The sequence below is a fragment of the Microbacterium immunditiarum genome (assembly GCF_013409785.1).
In the GTDB taxonomy this organism is placed as follows: domain Bacteria; phylum Actinomycetota; class Actinomycetes; order Actinomycetales; family Microbacteriaceae; genus Microbacterium; species Microbacterium immunditiarum.
Genome location: NZ_JACCBV010000001.1, coordinates 1,933,723 through 1,952,377, shown reverse-complemented (window position 1 = coordinate 1,952,377; position 18,655 = coordinate 1,933,723). Strand labels below are relative to the sequence as shown.

At 70.9% G+C, this 18,655-nt stretch carries 14 protein-coding genes; 4 read left to right on the top strand and 10 right to left on the bottom strand.

From position 1 onward, the window contains the following. Window positions 1-10: 10 nt before the first annotated feature. Window positions 11-1,597 (top strand): stealth conserved region 3 domain-containing protein, encoded by a 1,587-nt coding sequence (locus BJ991_RS08965; protein ID WP_179489322.1) that lies wholly within the window; start codon window positions 11-13, stop codon window positions 1,595-1,597. Here BJ991_RS08965 and BJ991_RS08960 read toward each other — a convergent pair. The 4 genes from BJ991_RS08960 to BJ991_RS08945 form a co-directional block, all read right to left on the bottom strand. Then, complete coding sequence (locus tag BJ991_RS08960) at window positions 1,545-2,474, bottom strand: phosphodiesterase (RefSeq protein WP_179489320.1); 930 nt, start codon at window positions 2,472-2,474, stop codon at window positions 1,545-1,547. The genes BJ991_RS08965 and BJ991_RS08960 overlap by 53 nt on opposite strands. Before the next feature lie 104 nt (window positions 2,475-2,578). After that, on the bottom strand, window positions 2,579-3,433 hold the full coding sequence (gene rsmA / locus BJ991_RS08955) for a 16S rRNA (adenine(1518)-N(6)/adenine(1519)-N(6))-dimethyltransferase RsmA (RefSeq protein WP_179489318.1): 855 nt from the start codon (window positions 3,431-3,433) through the stop codon (window positions 2,579-2,581). 165 nt (window positions 3,434-3,598) lie between these two features. Beyond that, a complete protein-coding gene (locus BJ991_RS08950) occupies window positions 3,599-3,973 on the bottom strand; it encodes a YciI family protein (protein ID WP_179489316.1) in 375 nt (124 codons plus the stop codon). After that, window positions 3,952-5,271, bottom strand: coding sequence for an RNA polymerase sigma factor (locus BJ991_RS08945; protein WP_343048693.1), 1,320 nt, complete (start codon window positions 5,269-5,271; stop codon window positions 3,952-3,954). Before BJ991_RS08945 ends, BJ991_RS08950 begins: the two co-directional genes overlap by 22 nt. A 183-nt stretch (window positions 5,272-5,454) precedes the next feature. On the opposite strand from BJ991_RS08945, the gene BJ991_RS08940 reads away from it, so the two are divergent. Continuing rightward, a complete protein-coding gene (locus BJ991_RS08940) occupies window positions 5,455-5,628 on the top strand; it encodes a hypothetical protein (protein WP_179489314.1) in 174 nt (57 codons plus the stop codon). 2 nt (window positions 5,629-5,630) lie between these two features. Here the strand turns inward: BJ991_RS08940 and BJ991_RS08935 are convergent, their stop codons facing one another. Continuing rightward, window positions 5,631-6,533: a TatD family hydrolase gene (locus BJ991_RS08935; protein ID WP_179489312.1), complete on the bottom strand. Its 903-nt coding sequence runs from the start codon at window positions 6,531-6,533 to the stop codon at window positions 5,631-5,633. Then, window positions 6,530-8,104: a methionine--tRNA ligase gene (gene metG / locus BJ991_RS08930; protein ID WP_179489310.1), complete on the bottom strand. Its 1,575-nt coding sequence runs from the start codon at window positions 8,102-8,104 to the stop codon at window positions 6,530-6,532. Before metG ends, BJ991_RS08935 begins: the two co-directional genes overlap by 4 nt. A gap of 129 nt (window positions 8,105-8,233) precedes the next feature. Here metG and BJ991_RS08925 point away from each other — a divergent pair, with 129 nt between their 5' ends. Next, window positions 8,234-12,589: a prealbumin-like fold domain-containing protein gene (locus BJ991_RS08925; RefSeq protein ID WP_179489308.1), complete on the top strand. Its 4,356-nt coding sequence runs from the start codon at window positions 8,234-8,236 to the stop codon at window positions 12,587-12,589. A 33-nt stretch (window positions 12,590-12,622) separates the two neighbouring features. On the opposite strand, the gene rsmI is transcribed toward BJ991_RS08925, so the two are convergent. After that, window positions 12,623-13,441 carry a 16S rRNA (cytidine(1402)-2'-O)-methyltransferase gene (gene rsmI / locus BJ991_RS08920; protein WP_179489306.1) on the bottom strand — a complete coding sequence of 273 codons (819 nt, stop codon included), beginning with the start codon at window positions 13,439-13,441 and terminating at the stop codon, window positions 12,623-12,625. Window positions 13,442-13,506: 65 nt separating this feature from the next. Here rsmI and BJ991_RS08915 point away from each other — a divergent pair, with 65 nt between their 5' ends. Further along, the gene (locus BJ991_RS08915; RefSeq protein ID WP_179489304.1) at window positions 13,507-15,144 is read left to right on the top strand and encodes a phospholipid carrier-dependent glycosyltransferase; all 1,638 of its coding nucleotides are present in this window, start codon (window positions 13,507-13,509) and stop codon (window positions 15,142-15,144) included. A 111-nt stretch (window positions 15,145-15,255) separates the two neighbouring features. On the opposite strand, the gene BJ991_RS08910 is transcribed toward BJ991_RS08915, so the two are convergent. From BJ991_RS08910 to hemC, 3 genes are all read right to left on the bottom strand, one after another. Further along, window positions 15,256-16,617 (bottom strand): glutamate-1-semialdehyde 2,1-aminomutase, encoded by a 1,362-nt coding sequence (locus BJ991_RS08910; RefSeq protein ID WP_179489303.1) that lies wholly within the window; start codon window positions 16,615-16,617, stop codon window positions 15,256-15,258. After that, window positions 16,614-17,624, bottom strand: coding sequence for a porphobilinogen synthase (gene hemB, locus BJ991_RS08905; protein ID WP_179489301.1), 1,011 nt, complete (start codon window positions 17,622-17,624; stop codon window positions 16,614-16,616). Before hemB ends, BJ991_RS08910 begins: the two co-directional genes overlap by 4 nt. A 62-nt stretch (window positions 17,625-17,686) precedes the next feature. Then, window positions 17,687-18,595: a hydroxymethylbilane synthase gene (gene hemC / locus BJ991_RS08900; protein ID WP_179489299.1), complete on the bottom strand. Its 909-nt coding sequence runs from the start codon at window positions 18,593-18,595 to the stop codon at window positions 17,687-17,689. Window positions 18,596-18,655: the final 60 nt, after the last annotated feature.

Here is an 18,655-nt window from a genome sequence, read left to right as displayed (position 1 = left end):
GGAAGCCGCGATGGTGAGATTGTCCGCACTCCCCACTCGCCGCGAACCCGCAGACGACCTGCTCACGAGGCCGGACGTCGTGCTCGACCGCGGGCTCCTGCACCTCGTGCACGACGACGTCCCCGGATGGCGGGCGCGCATCGACGACCTGCTCGCGGTCGCGGATGCGTTCGACGCCGCCGATGTTCCGCTGCTGCTCATCCGTCGCGACCGCTCGACGCCCGCGATCGTGGTCGATCTCGACCGTCGCGAAGACGCGTTCGCCGCGCTGCGTTCGCTCGCTCACGACCCCTTCTACGTCAAGGGCAAGCGGCGGCCGCCTGTGCTGGCGGCGGATGCCGCGCCCCTGAGCAGCGATCCGTTCGCGGTCCGCGTGTACCGGCCCCGCATCACTCCGCGGCGCACGCTGCGGTACGGGGCGTCCCTCGCCGCGCGCGTCGAGTTCTGGCGCTTCGGCGAGGTCCTCGTGGAGGCGCCCGACGAGAACGTCCTCATGCGCCGCCAGACGCCCGCCGAGGACGTGGGCTTCACGACGGTGGAGCAGCACGGACGCGTGTGGCGCACGATCGAGGGCATGTTCGACCCGCTCCCCAAGGAGTTCCGCGGCGACGTCGACATCGTCTTCTCGTGGGTCGACGGCTCGACGAGCGAATTCCAGCGGCAGCGCGCCGCCGCCCTCGCCGAGTACGTCGTCGGCGAGGGCGACGACTCCCCCGCCCGCTACCGGCACGTCGACGAACTGCGGTACGCGCTGCGGAGCGTGTACATGTACGCCCCGTGGGTGCGGCGCATCCACATCGCGACCGACTCCCCCGTTCCGGGGTGGCTCACGGAGCATCCGCGCATCCGCATCGTGCGAAGCGAGGAGTTCTTCGCCGACCCGTCGACGCTGCCGACCCACAACTCGCACGCGGTCGAGGCGCAGCTGCACCGGATCCCCGGCATCGCCGAGCACTTCCTGTATTCGAACGACGACATGTTCTTCGGTCGGCCTGTCGAGCCCGAGCTCTTCTTCACGCCCGCGGGCGTCACGAAGTTCGTCGAGTCCGGCGTGCGCATCGGCACGGGCGAGCCCGCCGCCCACCGCAGCGGTCACGACAACGCGCTGCGCGTCAACCGCGCGCTCCTGCGCGAGCGGTTCGGGCGCACGATCACCCGTGACCTCGAGCACTGCGCCGCGCCGCTGCGCCGCAGCGTCCTGGCTGAGCTCGAGCGCGAGTTCGCCGAGGACTTCGCGCGCACCGCCGCCACGCGGTTCCGGTCCGCGACCGACATCTCGGTGACGAACAGCCTGTACCACTATTACGCGCTCATGACCGGACGCGCCGTGGCCACGACGCAGCCGCGCGTGCAGTACGTGCAGACCACGACGACGGGCCAGCTGCGCAAGATGGAGCGCCTCGCCGAGCGGCGCGACATCGACATGTTCTGCCTGAATGACGGCGGCACCGAGCAGGACGTGCCCGAGGAGCTCCGCGTGCGGGCCCTGCGGGCCGTGCTGGACCGGATGTTCCCGGTGCGCGCCCCCTGGGAGCGCGCCGACCTCAGCGCAGGACGGGAATCGGCTCGGTCGGCGCATCCCTCGACGCGCGGCTGACGTCGGCGATGCCCGCGACGCGCAGCCGGCGCTGAGCCTCGGCGGCGTCGATGTGCTCGAGCGGCTTGGGCGCGTCGAGCGGCACGACCGAGTGGACGAGCGTGTCGTCATACACGTGCACGAGGTTGAACGCCTGCGCGCCGTCCTGCGGCCGCGTTCCGCCGACGGGGACTGTCAGGTCCTGCGCGTAGCACGTCGACGACGCGACCGAGACGGGGATCCCCGCGAACGTCGCGAACGTCGAGTAGTGCAGGTGGCCCGCGATGATCGCGCGCACGTCGGTGCCGCGCAGCACGCGCGCGAGGCGTGACTGGTCTCGCAGCTCGACGCTCGCCGCGAGTGCGAGGACGCTCGGGATCGGCGGGTGGTGCATCGCCAGGATCGTGCCGAGCGGCGCGGGCGTCGCGAGCTCCGCGGCGAGCCACTCGAGCTGCTCGTCGGTCACCTCGCCGTGGTGATGCCCTGGCACGGTGGTGTCGAGGGTGATGACGCGCAGGCCGTCGAGCTCGTCGACACGGTCGAACGGACGCAGCAGGTCGCCGGCGCCCCTGTCTTCGCCGAAGAGACCCCGGCGGAACGCCGCGCGGTCGTCGTGATTGCCCATGACCCACAGCACGCGCGCGCCGATCCGCTCGGCGAACGGCTCGACGAGACTGCGGAGGTCCTGGTAGGCGCTCGGCTCGCCGAGATCGGCGAGGTCGCCGGTGAAGACGATCGCGTCGGGAGCCACGCCCGACGCCTCGATCGCGTCGAGCGCGCGGGCCAGGTTGGCGGCGCCGTCGACACTGTCGAACAGCCGCGGTCCGGGCCCGCGAAGATGGGTGTCACTGATGTGCAACAGCGTGCGCTCGGGTGCCGCATGCTCGGCGGTGCGCATCGAACTCTCCCCGCCCCGTGATCGTCCGGGACTCCGTCAATTTTAGGTCTGCCGAATCCGAGGGGCCCGGAAAGACGCGGTGAATCCCCGATGAATCCCTGGAGTCAGGTCGAGCGAGCGGCCACCTGCGCGATCCGCTGGAAATCGCCGATGGAGAGCTCCTCGCCGCGGGCGGTGGGCGCGACATCCGCCTTCTCGAGCACGGCGGATGCCTCGGCCGCCGTCCCCCCCAGCACACCCGCGAGCGCCTGCCGGAGCATCTTCCGCCGCTGCTGGAAGGCTGCGTCGACGATGCGGAACGTGCGACGGCGCTCCTCCTCGCTTCCGCGTGGCTCCGGGTCGCGCCGGAACGCGACGAGCACGCTGTCGACGTTCGGCACGGGCCAGAAGACGTGCCGCGACACCGTGCCGGCGAGGCGCCATGGGCCGTACCAGGCGGCCTTCGCACTCGGCGCGCCGTAGACCTTCGACCCGGGCGGTGCGGCGAGCCGCTCCCCCACCTCGGCCTGCACCATCACCACGCCGCGCTCGATCGCGGGGAACGTCTCGAGGAAATGCAGCAGCACGGGCACCGATACGTTGTACGGCAGGTTCGCCACGAGCACGGTCGGGGCGCCCGGCAGCGCGGTCACGCGCAATGCGTCGGCATCGACGACCGTGAGCGCGCCGTCCTCCACACCGTGGGCGGCGGCCGTCTCGGGCAGCTTCTCGGCCAGACGGTGGTCGATCTCGACGGCGGTGACGGATGCCCCGGCCTCGAGGATCGCGAGGGTGAGCGAGCCGAGTCCGGGCCCGACCTCGACGACGCGCTCGCCCGGTTCGACGCCCGCGACCTGCACGATCCTGCGCACGGTGTTCGCGTCGACGACGAAGTTCTGCCCGAGCTTCTTAGTTGGCGTGAGATCGAGCTCGGCCGCGAGGACGCGGATCTCAGACGCGCCGAGAAGCTGAACCGACATGCGTCTCACGGTAGCAATGGAGCGATCGCTGCTCTCGCAAACGCCCCTGCCGCGCGACCGGCTCCGCCCGAGACCAAGGGCATGGAGCTCGAGCAGACCGAGACCCTGTTCGTGCGAAAGGGCGCGGCGGCCGCGACCCGCTGAACGAGACGAGCCGGATGCCGCTCAGGCGGTCGCCGCGTCGGCGTCGTCCTCCCACGGCAGCCGCACGACGGGCAGGATGAGGACCTTCCCGGCGACGGCGGTGGGGTGCTTGGCCATGTACGCGGCAGCCTCCTCGATCGAGGCGGCCTCGAGGAGGTCGTAGCCGGCGAACCACTCCTTGAACTCGGGGAACGGACCGTCGGTGACGATGACCTTCCCGTCGCGCACGATCACCGACTTCGCCTGCTCGGGGCCGGCGACGGGGGCGCCCGGACCGAGCCGGCCGGCGTCCTCGCCCTCCTTCGCCCAGGACTCGAGCATGCGCTGGTCCTCGTCCTGCGCGAGCAGGGTTCCCGACGAATCGGTCATGTGGATCACGAGGTACTGCTGGGCCATGACGGCTCTCCTTCTTGTGGTGGTCGTTGTGCGGCGGCGGTCTCGGCGAGTCCGTCGCGGCTCCGGCGCAGGTGCGCGGCGACGGCGGCGTTCCCCGCCAGCGCGATCGCGCGGTCGTACTCCGCGAGCGCCTCGGTGGGGCGGCCGACGCGCTGGAGCAGCTCGGCCCGCGTCGCGTGGAACGCGTGGTGGTCCCCGAGCACATCGACGAGGTCTTCGACGACCCGGAGTCCTGCCTGCGGCGAGTGGGCCTCCGAGACGGCGATGGCCCTGTTGAGGGTGACCATGGGGCTCGGGTCGACGCGTTCGAGTCGGGCGTAGAGCGTCACGATGCGGGACCAGTCGGTATCCGGGGCGTCTGCGGCGGACACGTGCACGGCGTTGATCGCGGCGAGAAGCTGATAGCGACCGGGCGCGTCGGCGGGCGCATCCGCACTCGCCTGGTCGGCCAGCAGAGCGAGGCCCTCCTCGATGACCGCACGATCCCACGCTGCGCGGTCCTGCTCGTCGAGCCGCACGAGCTCTCCGTCTGCCGACACGCGCGCGCCGGCGCGGGCTTCGGTGAGGAGCATGAGCGCGAGCAGCCCGGTGGCCTCGGCGCGTTCGGCGGATGCCTCGGGCAGCAGGTCGCGCACGAGCCGTGCGAGGCGGATCGCCTCGCCGGTCAGGTCGCGGCGGATGGGCTCGGCGCCCTCACCGGAGGCGAGGTAGCCCTCGTTGAAGACGAGGTAGAGCACGGTGAGCACGCCGTCGACGCGTCCCGGCAGATCCTCGCGCTCGGGGACACGGTACGGGATCCGTGCGGCCTTGATCCTGGCCTTCGCGCGGCTGATGCGCTGGCCCATCGTCGTCTCCTGCACGAGGAAGGCGCGCGCGATCTCCGCCACCGTGAGCCCACCGACGATGCGCAGCGTCAGCGCGACGCGAGCCTCCATCGGGAGAGCGGGGTGGCAGCACGTGAACACGAGGCGCAGGCGGTCATCCTCGACCGCACCGATGGGCTCGGCCGGCGAATCGTCCTCGAGCATGCGCGCCTCCCGATGCAGCTCGCCGCGGCGCGCCTCGCGCCGGAGCCGGTCGATCGCCGCACGGTGGGCTGTCGTCGTGATCCACCCGCCCGGGTTGGGTGGCACGCCATCCGCCGGCCAGCGCTCGACGGCCTTCGCGAAGGCCTCGGCCGCGGTCTCCTCGGCGAGATCGAGGTCGCCGTACCGCCGCATGAGTCCCGCGACGATCCGCGCCCACTCCTCTCGGTGAGTGCGGGCGATCGCCTCGTCGACGGCGGACGTCACGGGCACCACGCCATCTCGGTCTCTCCTTCGTTCACCTTCACCACGAACGGGCCCTCGTCGATTCGACACCGCCGCGCGGAAGAAGTCCACGGAATCCCGATGGGACGCAGTGTCGAAGTCCGCTCCCTCCGTTCGTGGATCGAATGAGGGCGGACCACCGGGTCCGTCCCGCCCAGGAGAGGAACCGCCATGGACGATTCGGACGCGGACGGCGCCGGCGACCGGGATCTGCGCGATCGGATGCGCGAGCTCAGAGCCGCCAGGACTGAGACGCGCAGAGCACGACGTCGGGCCCGGTTGGCGGCGTGGACCGACTTCGTGTACTCGATCCCGCCGGGTGTCGGCATCCGCATCGGCGGCTGACGTCAGTCCGAGAACGCGCCGTAGACCTCGACGGTGTTCGCGGCGAGCTGCGCGCACAGCTCGTCGAGCTCGACCCCGAGCTCAGCGGCGATGAAACGCACCGTCACCGGAATGAGGTAGGGCGCGTTCGGGCGGCCCCGGTGCGGCGTCGGCGTGAGGAACGGGGCATCCGTCTCGACGAGAATCCGCTCGCGCGGCGTCACCTTGAGCGCGTCGCGCAGGCTCTGGGCGTTCTTGAACGTCACGTTGCCCGCGAAGCTCAGGTAGTAGCCGCGCTCGGCCGCGCTCGTCGCCATGTCGGCGTCGCCCGAGAAGCAGTGGAAGACCGTGCGCTCGGGCGCCCCGACCCGCTCAAGGGTCTCGAGCACCGGCTCGTGCGCGTCGCGGTCGTGGATCTGCATCGCGATGCCGTGCTTCTTCGCGAGCGCGATGTGCGCCTCGAAGCTCTCGAACTGCGCTTGGCGCCCGGATTCGTCGGTGCGGAAGAAGTCGAGACCCGTCTCGCCGATCGCGCGCACGCGCGGCTGCGCCGCGAGCTCGTCCATCGCCTCGATCGCCATGTCGAGCCGCCCTGCGGCCGCGTACGCGGGCGCTTCGTTGGGGTGGATCGCGACGGCTGCGAGGACACGGGGATCGGATGCCGCGGCATCCGCCGACCACACGCTCGACTCGATGTCGCCACCCGCCTGCACGACGCCGATCACGCCCACCGACTCCGCGAGGTCGAGTTGCTCGGCGAGCGTGCGCGGCTCGTCGCCGTCGGAGATCTCCAGATGCGCGTGGTTGTCGTACACCGGCACCGTGAGCGGCACGGGCGGATCGGGCCACCGGACGTCGCGCGAGCCGTCGTTGTGGCGCGCGCGGATGTATCCGGAGACCTCGGCCTCGGGCTTCTCGTCGCTCACTGGCTCTGCTCTACACGGGGGAACAGCGGTGCGAGAGCGTTGACCGACGCGCCGGCCGGGAGGAGCCCCCACGACCCGGCCTCGCGGATCGGCTGCTCGCCGAGGCGGCCGAGCGCCTGGTCGGCGCCGAGCGCGACCCACAGCTTCTCGGTGGCCTTCGGCATCACGGGCGACAGCAGCACCGCGAGCGCACGAAGGCCCTCGGCGGCGGTGTACAGCACGGTGCCGAGGCGCGCGCGATTGGCCTCGTCCTTCGCGAGCGCCCACGGCTCGTTCTCGGTGATGTAGAGGTTGAGCGCGTCGACGATCGTCCAGATCGAGGCGATGGCCTCGTCGATGCGGAACCGCTCGATCGCCGCGTCGGCGGCGGCGGCCGCATCCGCCACCGTCTTCTGGATGTGCAGGTCGCCCTCTGCGTACGCGTCGGCCGGCGGAACGAAACCCTCGCAGTAGCGCTCGATCATCGCGGTCGTGCGGGACGCGAGGTTTCCGAAGCCGTTCGCGAGCTCGGCCTGGTAGCGGGCGGACAGGTCCTCCCACGAGAACGAGCCGTCGTGCCCGAACGGGATCGCCGACAGGAAGTAATACCGGTAGGCGTCCGAGCCGAACACGCTCGTGATCTCGGTCGGGGCGATGCCGGTGAGCTTCGACTTCGACATCTTCTCGCCGCCGACCAGCAGCCACCCGTGCGCGTAGACGCCCTTGGGCACGTCGACGCCCGCGGCCATGAGCATCGCGGGCCAGATGACCGCGTGGAAGCGCAGGATGTCCTTCCCGACGACGTGGTACGCGGGCCAGCGGCGCGCGAACTGCTCGGGATCGGAGCCGTAGCCGACGGCGGTCGCGTAGTTGAGCAGCGCGTCGACCCACACGTAGATGACGTGCGACTCGTCCCACGGCACCTTGATGCCCCAGTCGAACGTCGAGCGCGAGATCGACAGGTCCTTCAGGCCCTGCTTGACGAACGAGACGACCTCGTTGCGGGCGGTCTCGGGCCGGATGAAGTCGGTCTTGTAGAGCTCGAGCAGGCGGTCCTGGAACTCGCTCAGCTTGAAGAAGTAGTTCTTCTCCTGCAGCAGCTCGAGCGGCTTCGAGTGGATCACGCAGACCTTGAGCCCCTCGAACGGACCGGTGCCGTCGACGATCTCGGTCTCAGGCTTGAACTCCTCGCAGCCGACGCAGTACAGCGCCTCGTACTCACCCGCGTAGATGTACCCGCGGTCGTACAGCGCCTGGAAGAACACCTGCACGTTGCGCTCGTGGCGCTCCTGCGTCGTGCGGATGAAGTCGTCGTTCGCGACATCGAGCTCCTCCAGCAGCGGGAACCACGACTCGGCCACGAGCTTGTCGACCCATTGCTGCGGCGTCACGCCGTTGGCGGATGCCGCGCGCAGCATCTTCTGGCCGTGTTCGTCGGTTCCCGTGAGCATCCACGTGTCGTCGCCCGACTGACGGTGCCAGCGCGCCAGCGTGTCGACGGCCACGGTCGTGTAGCCGTGGCCGATGTGCGGCACGTCGCTCGGGTAGTAGATCGGCGTCGTGATGTAGAAGGACGGGCGGCCGGAAGTCACCCGTCGATTCTAGGATGCGCGGATGCCGCGGCAGCCCGTGTGACGACCGCGCTCGCGACGCTTCCCCTGTTGCGCCTCGTATGCGTCAACTAAAATCCGTCACATGGCTTCCACTTCTGGGAGGATGCCATGCAACGCAACCGTGGAATACTTCTCCTTTCGATCGGCGCGTTGATAGGCGCCGCACTCGTGCCGCTCGGCGCGACGGGAACTGCGTCGGCGGCGACGCTCGCGCCCTCGGGTCTGACAACCGGCATGCAGATCGACGGGGACAAGAGCGGCGGCACGCCACCCGGCACCTTCGACTGGGATTCGTTCCTGTCCCCGCCCGTGCCGGACGGATCGTTCACCTTCACCCCGACGGGGCCGTACACGACGACGCAGGGATACGCGTCCACTGGCATCCTCGACGCGACATTCGACTGGGACAACGGCACCCTCGCCGCCGCGTGCTCGGGTGTGGATGCCACGGGCTCGCCCGGCAGCCAGACGCCCAACACGAACCCCTGGGCGCCCGGCCCGGCGAACGTGAACGACAAGGACAACATCTGCAGTTCGGCGGCGGCGTACGAGATCGTCACCGACGCCGAGGGCGTGCAGCACGCCATCCTTTACACGTACTGGACGCGCTTCACCGGCAACGGCGACATGAGCACCATCCAGCTGCTCGAGGGTCCGCTGGCCGGCCGCTGCGATGACGTGCTCGTCGACTTCGACTACGACTCGAGCGCGGCATCGCTCGCCGTCTCGTTCCGGCGCTGGACCCCCACCGCGGGCGATGACTGCGCGAACCCGAACGGAGCCGGGGAATGGCTCCTCACCGGCGAGCCGGTCGACTTCGACTGGTCCACGGGCATCCGCACCGAAGGCCCGCCCCTGGACAACCAGCCGCAGACGACGTTCGGGGAGTTCGCGGTGGACCTGACGACCGCCGGCCTGTTCAGCCCGGAGAGCTGCTCGGCGTTCACCGCCTCGACGATGCTGTCGCGCACCGGAAACGACTTCACCGCGCAGACGGAGGACTACCTCACCCCGGGCGACCCGCTCACGATCGCGAACTGCGGAACGCTCACCGTCACGAAGCAGGTCGAGCCCGCGGGGTACCAGGGCGCCGATCGCTTCGACTACCTCGTGAACCGCGCGGGCGGCGGCATCGTGCTGCCCGACACCGACGCGACGCAGATCGACGACGACCTGGGCATCGGCGAGACCGATGTGTGGGAGAACGTACTTCAGGGGACCGACTACCGGCTCTCCGAGACGGTCGCGTCGCCGTGGGCGCTGCAATCCATCGTCTGCACGGTCACCGCGCCGGGCACCGAGACCCCGATCGTGTTCATGCTGGACGACCCGGCCGATACGTTCACCGTCTTCCCGGAGACCACGACGGACTGCGTGATCACGAACGCGACCTCGACGGTCACGGTGACCAAGCAGACTCTCCCCGACGGCTCGCCGACCGAGTTCGCCTTCGAGGTCGGCGCGAACGCCGTCGCGCTCTCGGACGGCGAGAGCGCGACATTCTCGTTCGCGCCCGGCACGACCGTCGACATCTCCGAGACGATCCCGGCCGGCTGGGTCGCCGCGGCCGACATCACCTGCACCGACGCGAACGCCGTGATCGGCGGCACGAGCGCGCAGGTGACGACCGTGGCGGGCGAGGACGTCTCGTGCGTCTTCACGAACACGCAGCTGAGCACGATCGTGATCAGCAAGGAGGCGTTCGGCACGCCCGACGACTCCGTGTTCGAGTTCACCGGCGACTGGACGACCGGCACGCCGGCCCTCGGCCCGGACGGCGAGTTCTCGATCAACGTCGCGACCGGGGACGGCACCAACTACACGCAGACGTTCGAGGGCGTCCTGCCCGGCACGTACACCGTGTCGGAGGAGCCGGGCCAGAACGGCACCCTGTTCGGCTCGCTGCTGTGCACGATCGGCGGGACCGACGTCGACTTCGACGATCCGACTGCCCAGTTCACACTCGCGCCCGGCGACACCGTGACGTGTTACTTCGTCAACGTGACGCCGGGGCAGATCCTCGTCGTCAAGGAGACGGATCCGTTCGAGTACGACCAGGACTTCCCGTTCGAGTTCGGCCCGGCGGGCGCGGATCCCACACAGACGTTCACGCTGAACCCGCTGCCCGGCCAGGCGACCTTCAGCAGCGGCCCGGTGGGCCCGGGCCAGTACGACATCACCGAGCTGATCGGAGACGTACCGAACTGGGCGCTCACGGGCATCGTCTGCGACGTTCCGGGCGGCTCGTACACGTCCGATCTCGCAGCCGGCACGGCGACGGTCGATCTCCCCCCCGACGGCGCGGCGGAGTGCATCTTCACGAACACCGCCGACCGAGCGCAGGTCACCGTGGCCAAGTCCGCCACCGGCATCGCCGACGACTACCCGTGGTCGTTCGAGTTCCAGCTCATCAACGAGGACACCGACGAAGTCCGCACGCTGACCGTCGACTCGGAGAACCCGATCGGCACGCTGGGGGACGTGCTCCCAGGGGCGGACTACACGCTGATCGAAGTCGCACAGGCCGGCTGGTCCGGCACCCTCTCGTGCGATCCGAACATTCCGGATGCGGATGCCACGGCGGCCGGCTGGCAGTTCAGCGTGCCTCCGGCGTTCGATCTGCAGTGCACGGCCACGAACACGGCGACGCCCGCTACTGTCTCGGTCGAGAAGACCGTCACCGACGTGACGCCCGGATACGAGTGGTCGTTCGACTTCACCCTCGACCCGTCCGACGGTGTGACCCCGGGCGCGACGCAGACCATCGACGGCACCGGCCCGGGAACCGGGTCGGCGACGTGGGAGGGTCTGCTGCCGGGCGAGACCTACACGCTCACCGAGGAGGCGGTGCCCGGATGGATGCCGGGCACGCTGACCTGCGCCGGCGTCGAGGACCTCGACCCGTCGGCCGACGTGGTCGAGTTCGTCGCCACGCCGGGTCTCGCGCTCTCGTGCACCATCACGAACACGCCGGAGCCGATCGACCTCGAGATCGTCAAGACCGCCCTGGGCGGGGACGCGACGTTCCAGTGGGTGCTCACTCCGCTTGATCCAGTGGGTCCGGCGATCGTGGCCACCGTCGCGACGGAGGGCGGCACCGGCACCGCGACGCTGACCGGCCTCGTCGCAGGCACGACGTACTCGCTCGACGAGCTCGACTTCGAGGGCTGGATCGAGGGCGAGCTGGAGTGCACGGTGACGCACGCCGACGGCTCGGCGGAGCCGATCGACGTGAGCGGCTTCACCGTGGAGCCGGGTGACCAGATCGCGTGCACGATCGAGAACCAGGCGGTCGGAACCATCGTGATCGTGAAGAACGTCGAGGGGCCTGACGGCACGTTCGACTTCACGGGCACCTGGCTCGACCCGGCGGACTTCTCGATCACGACTTCGGCGGGCACCGGCTCGGCGACGTTCCCGAACGTCATACCCGGCTCCTACCAGGTGTCCGAGACCGACCCGGTCGGCTTCGACAACACGCTGCTGATCTGCGACGACGGAGACCCCGAGGGCACCGCGTCGACGGTCGAGGACCTCGTCGGCCAGATCGAGCTCGACCCGGGCGAGACGGTGGTCTGCACCTTCACGAACACGGAGTGGGGATCGATCATCGTCGACAAGACGACGCTCCCGGCCGGATCCCCGCAGGAGTTCGACTTCGAGTGGGGCCCCGACGGTGAGGCGTTCACGCTGGCCGACGAGACCGCGCCGTACTCGACCGGGCTCGTTCCTCCGGGAGAGTACAGCGTGTCCGAGACGAGCCAGCTGCCCCGCTGGCAGCTCACCGGCCTCGACTGCGTCGGCGCGGAGGGCGAGCCTCTCGTCGAGGGAGCGACGGTGACGTTCGACCTCGCGCTGCAGGCGACGGTGTACTGCACCTTCGAGAACGCGTACCTCGCGCCGCTCGAACTGTCCAAGACGGTCACGACGCCGCCCGAGGAACAGCCCGACGGGTCGTTCGTCGTGGGGTACTCGCTGCTGGTCGTCAACCCCGGCGGGCTTGCCGACGTCTACGACCTCGACGACGAGCTCCTCTACGGCGTCGGCGTCACCGTCACCGACGCCGCGGTGACGTCGCTGAACGGGATCGCGGTCAACACGGCATGGAACGGCATCGGCGACACGCGCGTCGCGACGGCCGCCGAGATCGACCCGGGCGTGACGCACACGTTCGACGTGCTCGTGACCTTCACGGTCTCGCCGACGATCACCACCGATCAGGCGGACTGCACGACCGCGTCCGCCACCGAGGGGACCGGCACGCTGAACCGCGCCACCGTCGTCTTCACGGACGGTCAGGCGCAGGACGAGGCGTGCGCACCGGTGCCGTCCATGCTCCCGCCCACCGGTGTGACGCTGATCGCGCTCGGCCTCGGCCTCGGACTGCTGCTGGCCGGCGCCGTGGCCGTGCTCGTGCGGCGCCGCCGGTATGTCGAAGCCGACGATCGAGCACTGAGCGGGTGAGCCGGATCCGCGCCGAGCCGGTGCGGGCCCGACTCAGCCCCGCACGGCGAGGGCGGCCTGGTACAGCTCTCGCGACGAGTGACCCGTGTGGGCCGAGACCTCAGCGGCGGCGTCCTTCAGACGCGTGCCGGACCGCACGAGCTCGAGCACCTGCGTCACGGCATCCGGGAGCGCGATCGCATGCGCCTCGGCACCGGCGACGACGATCACGACCTCACCGCGCACACCGCCCTGCGCCCACTCCGCGAGCTCGGCGAGCGGGCCGCGGACGACCTCCTCGTGCAGCTTCGTGAGCTCGCGGCACACCGCCGCACGGCGCTCCACGCCGAACTCCGCGGCCATGTCGGCGAGCGTCGCCGCGACGCGCGTCGGCGCTTCGAAGAACACCATCGTCCGTCGCTCGGCGGCGAGCCCTCGCAGCGCGGCGGAGCGCTCCCCCGGCTTGCGCGGCACGAAGCCTTCGAACGTGAACCGGTCGGTGGGAAGCCCCGATACCGCGAGAGCCGTGAGCACGGCGCTCGGCCCCGGGATCGCGGTCACCGTCACGCCCGCCTCCGCGGCCGCGGCGACCAGGCCGAAGCCCGGATCGCTCACGGTCGGCATGCCGGCGTCGCTCAGCACGAGCAGATCCTCGTCGCGCGCGAGCTCGACCAGCTCGGCCGCCTTCGCCTTCTCGTTGTGGTCGTGGAACGCGATGAGGCGCGGGCGGTTCTCGATGCCGAGCGCCGCAAGCAGTCGCTGCGTCGTGCGCGTGTCCTCGGCCGCGACGACGGTCGCCGACTCGAGTGCCTCGACGAGACGCGTGGAGGCGTCGCCGAGGTTCCCGATGGGGGTCGCGGCGAGGATGATCACGCGGCCAGCCTATGTTCTCCACAGCACGAAGCGTCTCGTGCATCCGACGCCCTAGGCTGGTCGCCGTGTCGACCGTCGCCGAGCCGCAGCTGTTGCCCGCCGCCCGCCCGACGCTGTACGACCGCTGGTCCGCCCGAGCCGCCGCGAACCCTCGCATCGCGGCGCGATGGGGGTGGATCGCTCCCCTGCTCGTCACGCTCGTGGCCGCCGTCCTGCGGTTCGCGAACCTCTCGACCCCGCACGCGCTCGTGTTCGACGAGACCTACTACGTCAAGGACTCGTGGAGCCAGTGGGTGCTCGGCTTCTCCTCGACGTGGCCCGAGAACGCCGACGCGCGCTTCCTGAACGGTGAGACCGACATCTTCACGGGGCAGGGCAGCTTCGTCGTGCATCCGCCCCTCGGCAAGTACCTGATCGGCGCCGGCATGGCCCTGTTCGGCGCCGACTCGACATTCGGCTGGCGCTTCGCCGTCGCGCTCTTCGGCACCGCGACCGTGCTCGTGCTGTACTTCCTCGCTCACGCGCTCACGCGCTCGGTCGTGTTCGCCACCATCGCGTCCGGGCTCATGGCGGTCGACGGCCTCGCGATCGCGATGAGCCGCGTCGCGATCCTCGACATCTTCGTGGCGTTCTTCGTCGTGCTCGCGTTCTGGTTCGCGGCGCTCGACCGGCGCCGCCTCGATGAGCGCCTCGCCACGGCGATGCTCGCGCGATCGCCGCACAAAGGGCGCGAACCGGCGACCGTGAGCCTGCGATGGGGCGCCGTGATGTGGAACCGGCCGTGGGTCGTCGCCGCGGGTGTCGCAGCGGGTGCCGCGGCATCCGTCAAGTGGTCCGGCCTGTACGTGCTCGCGGGGCTCGGCGTCTACCTCGTCGTCACGGATGCGCTCTCCCGTCGGCGCCTCGGCGTCGAGCTGTGGCCCTTCGACGCGGTGCGGCAGGCTGTCGTGACGTTCGTGCTCTTCGTGCCGGTGGCGTTCGTCGTGTACCTGCTGTCGTGGACCGGCTGGCTCCTCACCGACGGCGGGTACGACCGCCACTCGGCCGACGCGGAGCCGGCGACCGGGCTCTGGTCGTGGGCGCCCCTCGCGCTGCAGAGCCTGTGGCGGTATCACCAGGCGATCTATGGGTTCCACGTCGGCCTCACGACCGACCACAGCTACGAGAGCCCCGCGTGGCAATGGCCGCTGCTGATCCGGCCGACGTCGATGTACTTCCACCAGGACCCGTTCGGCGACGCCGGATGCGGCTGGGCGAGCGGCTGCGTGCAGAACATCTACAGCATGCCCAACCCCCTCGTGTGGTTCGCGGGCGTCGCCGCCGTGCTCTACGCGGTGTACCGGTTCGCAGTCGCCCGCGACTGGCACCTCGCGCTCGTGCTGCTCGGCATCGGCGTGACGTACGTGCCGTGGCTGCTGTACCCCGAGCGCACGACGTTCCAGTTCTACACGGTGGTCGTGCTGCCGTTCCTGCTGCTCGCGCTCACCTTCGCGCTGCGCGACATCGCGCGAGGCGGCGTCGCGGCGTCCGCCGTGCCGGGCTCTCCCGAGTCGTCGTACCGCCGCGCGACCGGGCAGCGGCTCGTGATCGTGTTCCTCGTCGTCGCGCTGCTCGTCGCCGCGTTCTGGTACCCCGTCGTCAACGGCATCGCGGTGCCGTACGAGTTCTACCGCCTGCACAACTGGGTTCCCACCTGGATCTGACCTGCGCCCGCGCGTCGCCGGATCAGGCGGATGCACCGGGATCAGGACCGATTCGCGCGAAACGTCCTGTTCTCGCGGGATCGACCTGTTCTCGGCGCGCTCAGGAGGCGGTCAGGCAGGCGAGGCGGATGCCGCGGCCCGCGCCGCGGCCGGAAGCGCGGCCGTGACGCGCTCGATCGCCGCGTCGTCGTGCGCCGCGGTGAGGAACCACGCCTCGAAGACACTCGGCGGGAGGGACACTCCGGCGTCGAGCATCGCGTGGAAGAACGCCCGGTAGCGGAACGCGTCCTGCGCACGGGCGTCGTCGTAGTCGCGCACCGGATCCGGGCGGAACGCGATCGAGAAGAGGTTCGCCGCACGTGAGACGACGTGCGCGACACCCGCCGCGTCGAGAGCCTCGTGCGCGGCGCTCGCGACGGCGTCCGCCGCCTCGTCCACGCGGCGGTAGACCGCGTCGTCGGCGAGCTTCAGCGTCGCGATGCCCGCCGCCACCGCGAGCGGGTTCCCGCTGAGCGTACCCGCCTGGTACACCGGCCCGACCGGGGCGAGCAGCTCCATCAGGGCGGCGCGGCCGCCGATCGCGGCGAGCGGCATGCCTCCGCCGATGACCTTGCCGAACGTGACGAGGTCGGGGCTCCAGTCCTCGCCCGACGCCTGCTCGAGGCCCCACCAGCCGGCGGGACCGACTCGGAAGCCCGTGAGCACCTCGTCGAGGATGAACAGGGCACCGTGCTCGTGCGCTGTCTCGATGAGGAACCGGTTGAAGCCGGGCTCGGGCGTGAGGACGCCGGCGTTCGCGCCCGCGGCCTCGGCGATGATCGCCGCGATGCGGCCCGGGTGCGTCTCGAAGGCGGCGCGCACGGCGTCGCGGTCGTTGTAGGGCAGCACGAGGGTGAGCGCCGCGATATCGGCGGGGACGCCCGCCGATCCGGGAAGTCCCAACGTCGCGACCCCGGAGCCCGACTCGGCGAGAAGGCCGTCGGAGTGACCGTGGTAGTGGCCGGCGAACTTGATGATGACGTCGCGCCCCGTGGCGCCGCGCGCGATGCGGATCGCGGTCATCGTCGCTTCGGTGCCCGTCGAGACGAGGCGGAGGCGCTCGATCGCGCGCTTCGTCTCGCTCCCAGCGGTCGCTCGCTCAGCGACCGGGGATGGGCTGGCGAGCCGGTCGATGACGAGCTCCGCGAGCTCGGTCTCGCCGGGGGTCGACGCGCCGAACGAGAGGCCGCGCGATGCGGCATCCGTCACAGCCTTCACGACTTCGGGGTGCGCGTGACCGAGCAGCGCGGGCCCCCACGACGCGACGAGGTCGACGTACTCGCGCCCCGAGACGTCGCGCACCGTCGCACCGGAGGCCGACACGATCGACAGGGGAGTTCCTCCGACCGACCCGAACGCGCGCACGGGCGAGTTGACTCCGCCGGGGATCACCGCGCGGGCGCGGGCCGCGGCATCCGCATTGTTCGTCGTCATGCGTCTCGTCTCCTCGCGCCGCGACCGGAGAGGCGTTCCGCCGCCTCGACGGCCCAGTACGTCAGCACTGCGTCGGCACCCGCCCGCACGATGCCCGTGATCGACTCGTCGACGGCGCGTTCGCGGTCGATCCAGCCGTGCGCGGCAGCGGCCTCGATCATCGAGTACTCGCCGCTCACTTGGTAGGCCCACACGGGAACCGGCGAGGTCGCGGCGGCGTCGGCGAGCACGTCGAGGTACGACATCGCAGGCTTGACCATGACGATGTCGGCGCCCTCGGCGAGGTCGAGCGCGACCTCGCGCGCGCCCTCGCGGCGGTTCGCGGCATCCAGCTGATACGTGCGGCGGTCGCCCTGCAGCGAGGACTGCACCGCGTCGCGGAAAGGTCCGTAGAACGCCGACGCGTACTTCGCCGCGTACGCGAGGATCGCGACATCCGTGCGACCGGCGTCGTCGAGGGCCGAGCGCACGACGTCGACCTGGCCGTCCATCATGCCGCTGAGGCCGAGCAGCTGCGACCCGGCCTCGGCCTGCGCGAGCGCCATGTCGCGGTAGCGATCGAGCGTGGCGTCGTTGTCGACGGCGCCGTGCGCGTCGAGCACGCCGCAGTGGCCGTGGTCGGTGAACTCGTCGAGGCACAGGTCGGTCTGCACGACCAGCGCGTCGCCCGCCTCCTCGACCGCCAGGCGCGTCGCCACGTTGAGGATGCCGTCGGGGTCGGTCGCGCCGGAGCCCTCCGCATCCTTGTGCTCGGGCACACCGAACAGCATGACTCCCCCGAGGCCCGCCTCCGCCGCGCGCACGATCTCGCGGCGCAGCGAGTCGATGCTGTGCTGCACGACGCCCGGCATCGACGCGATCGGCAGCGGCTCGCCGGCGCCCTCTCGCACGAACACCGGCAGCACGAGCTGCTCGGGGTGAACGCGCGTCTCGCGCGCAAGGCGACGCCATGCCGGCGTCGCGCGCAAGCGTCGCGGACGGACGGACGGGAAGCTCGGGTCGGTCATGGGGAGTCCTTCGTGTGTTCGGCGCGCGCCGTCTCGCTGCGTACGCGCGAGGCCCGGTGTCGTCAGTCGCCGAGGGGTGCGAGGTCGGCCGCGCCCTGCTGAAGCAGTTCGTCGGTCACATTGCGGGCCACGGATGCCGCGGCATCCGTGCCGTCGTCGTCGAGCGCGGCCGCGTGCGAGCTCGACAGCTGCGCCGTGCCGTCGGGCCGGTAGACGACCGCCGTCAGGAACAGCAGCTCGTCCTCGACGAACGCGTGCGCGCCGATCGGGGCGGCGCAGCCGGCGCCGAGGAGCGCCAGCACGCCGCGCTCCGCGTCGGCGGCGAGCCGCGTCGGGCGGTGGTCGATCGCCGCGGCGAGACGCTCGTCGCCCGCGCGCGTCTCGACGGCGAGCGCCGCCTGCGCGGGGGCGGTGGGCCACGCCTCGAGGTCGAGGTACTCGGTCACGGCGTCGAGGCGTCCCAGCCGTCCGAGCCCCGCGGCGGCGAGCATGACGGCGTCGAGCGCGCGCTCCGGGTCGGCGGAGCCTACGCGTCCGAGCCGCGTGTCGACGTTGCCGCGCAGGTCGACGAGCTCGAGGTCGGGGCGCCGGGCCGCGAGCTGCGCACGGCGGCGCGGCGAGCCGGTGCCGACGCGTGCCCCCTCGGGGAGGGTCTCGAGCGTGAGTCCGTCGCGCGCGCACAGCGCGTCGCGCGCGTCCGCGCGCTCGGGGACGGCCGCGATCGCGAGCCCTTCGACGGGGGTCGTCGGAAGGTCCTTGTACGAGTGGACGAGCACATCGACCTCGCGGGCGAGGAGCGCCTCGCGGAGTGCGTTCGCGAACACGCCCCGCCCGCCGAGGGTGGACAGCGACGCGGTCGACGTGTCTCCTTCGGACAGGATCGGCACGAGCTCGCCGCCGAGCAGGTCGGCGATCGTGCCGGCCTGCGCCATCGCGAGCGCGCTCGCGCGGGTCCCGATGCGGAGGGTCATGCGTCTGCCCACCCGTGCCGAGATCGCCCGGATGACGGCCTGCGCGCGGCGAGCGTCGCC

Excerpts from the sequence above, each read along its gene's own strand:
- BJ991_RS08965 (WP_179489322.1), top strand. The coding sequence starts at position 11 with ATGGTGAGATTGTCCGCACTCCCCACTCGCCGCGAACCCGCAGACGAC.
- BJ991_RS08960 (WP_179489320.1), bottom strand. The coding sequence starts at position 2,474 with ATGCGCACCGCCGAGCATGCGGCACCCGAGCGCACGCTGTTGCACATC.
- rsmA (WP_179489318.1), bottom strand. The coding sequence starts at position 3,433 with ATGTCGGTTCAGCTTCTCGGCGCGTCTGAGATCCGCGTCCTCGCGGCC.
- BJ991_RS08950 (WP_179489316.1), bottom strand. The coding sequence starts at position 3,973 with ATGGCCCAGCAGTACCTCGTGATCCACATGACCGATTCGTCGGGAACC.
- BJ991_RS08940 (WP_179489314.1), top strand. The coding sequence starts at position 5,455 with ATGGACGATTCGGACGCGGACGGCGCCGGCGACCGGGATCTGCGCGAT.
- BJ991_RS08925 (WP_179489308.1), top strand. The coding sequence starts at position 8,234 with ATGCAACGCAACCGTGGAATACTTCTCCTTTCGATCGGCGCGTTGATA.
- BJ991_RS08910 (WP_179489303.1), bottom strand. The coding sequence starts at position 16,617 with ATGACGACGAACAATGCGGATGCCGCGGCCCGCGCCCGCGCGGTGATC.
- hemB (WP_179489301.1), bottom strand. The coding sequence starts at position 17,624 with ATGACCGACCCGAGCTTCCCGTCCGTCCGTCCGCGACGCTTGCGCGCG.
- hemC (WP_179489299.1), bottom strand. The coding sequence starts at position 18,595 with ATGACCCTCCGCATCGGGACCCGCGCGAGCGCGCTCGCGATGGCGCAG.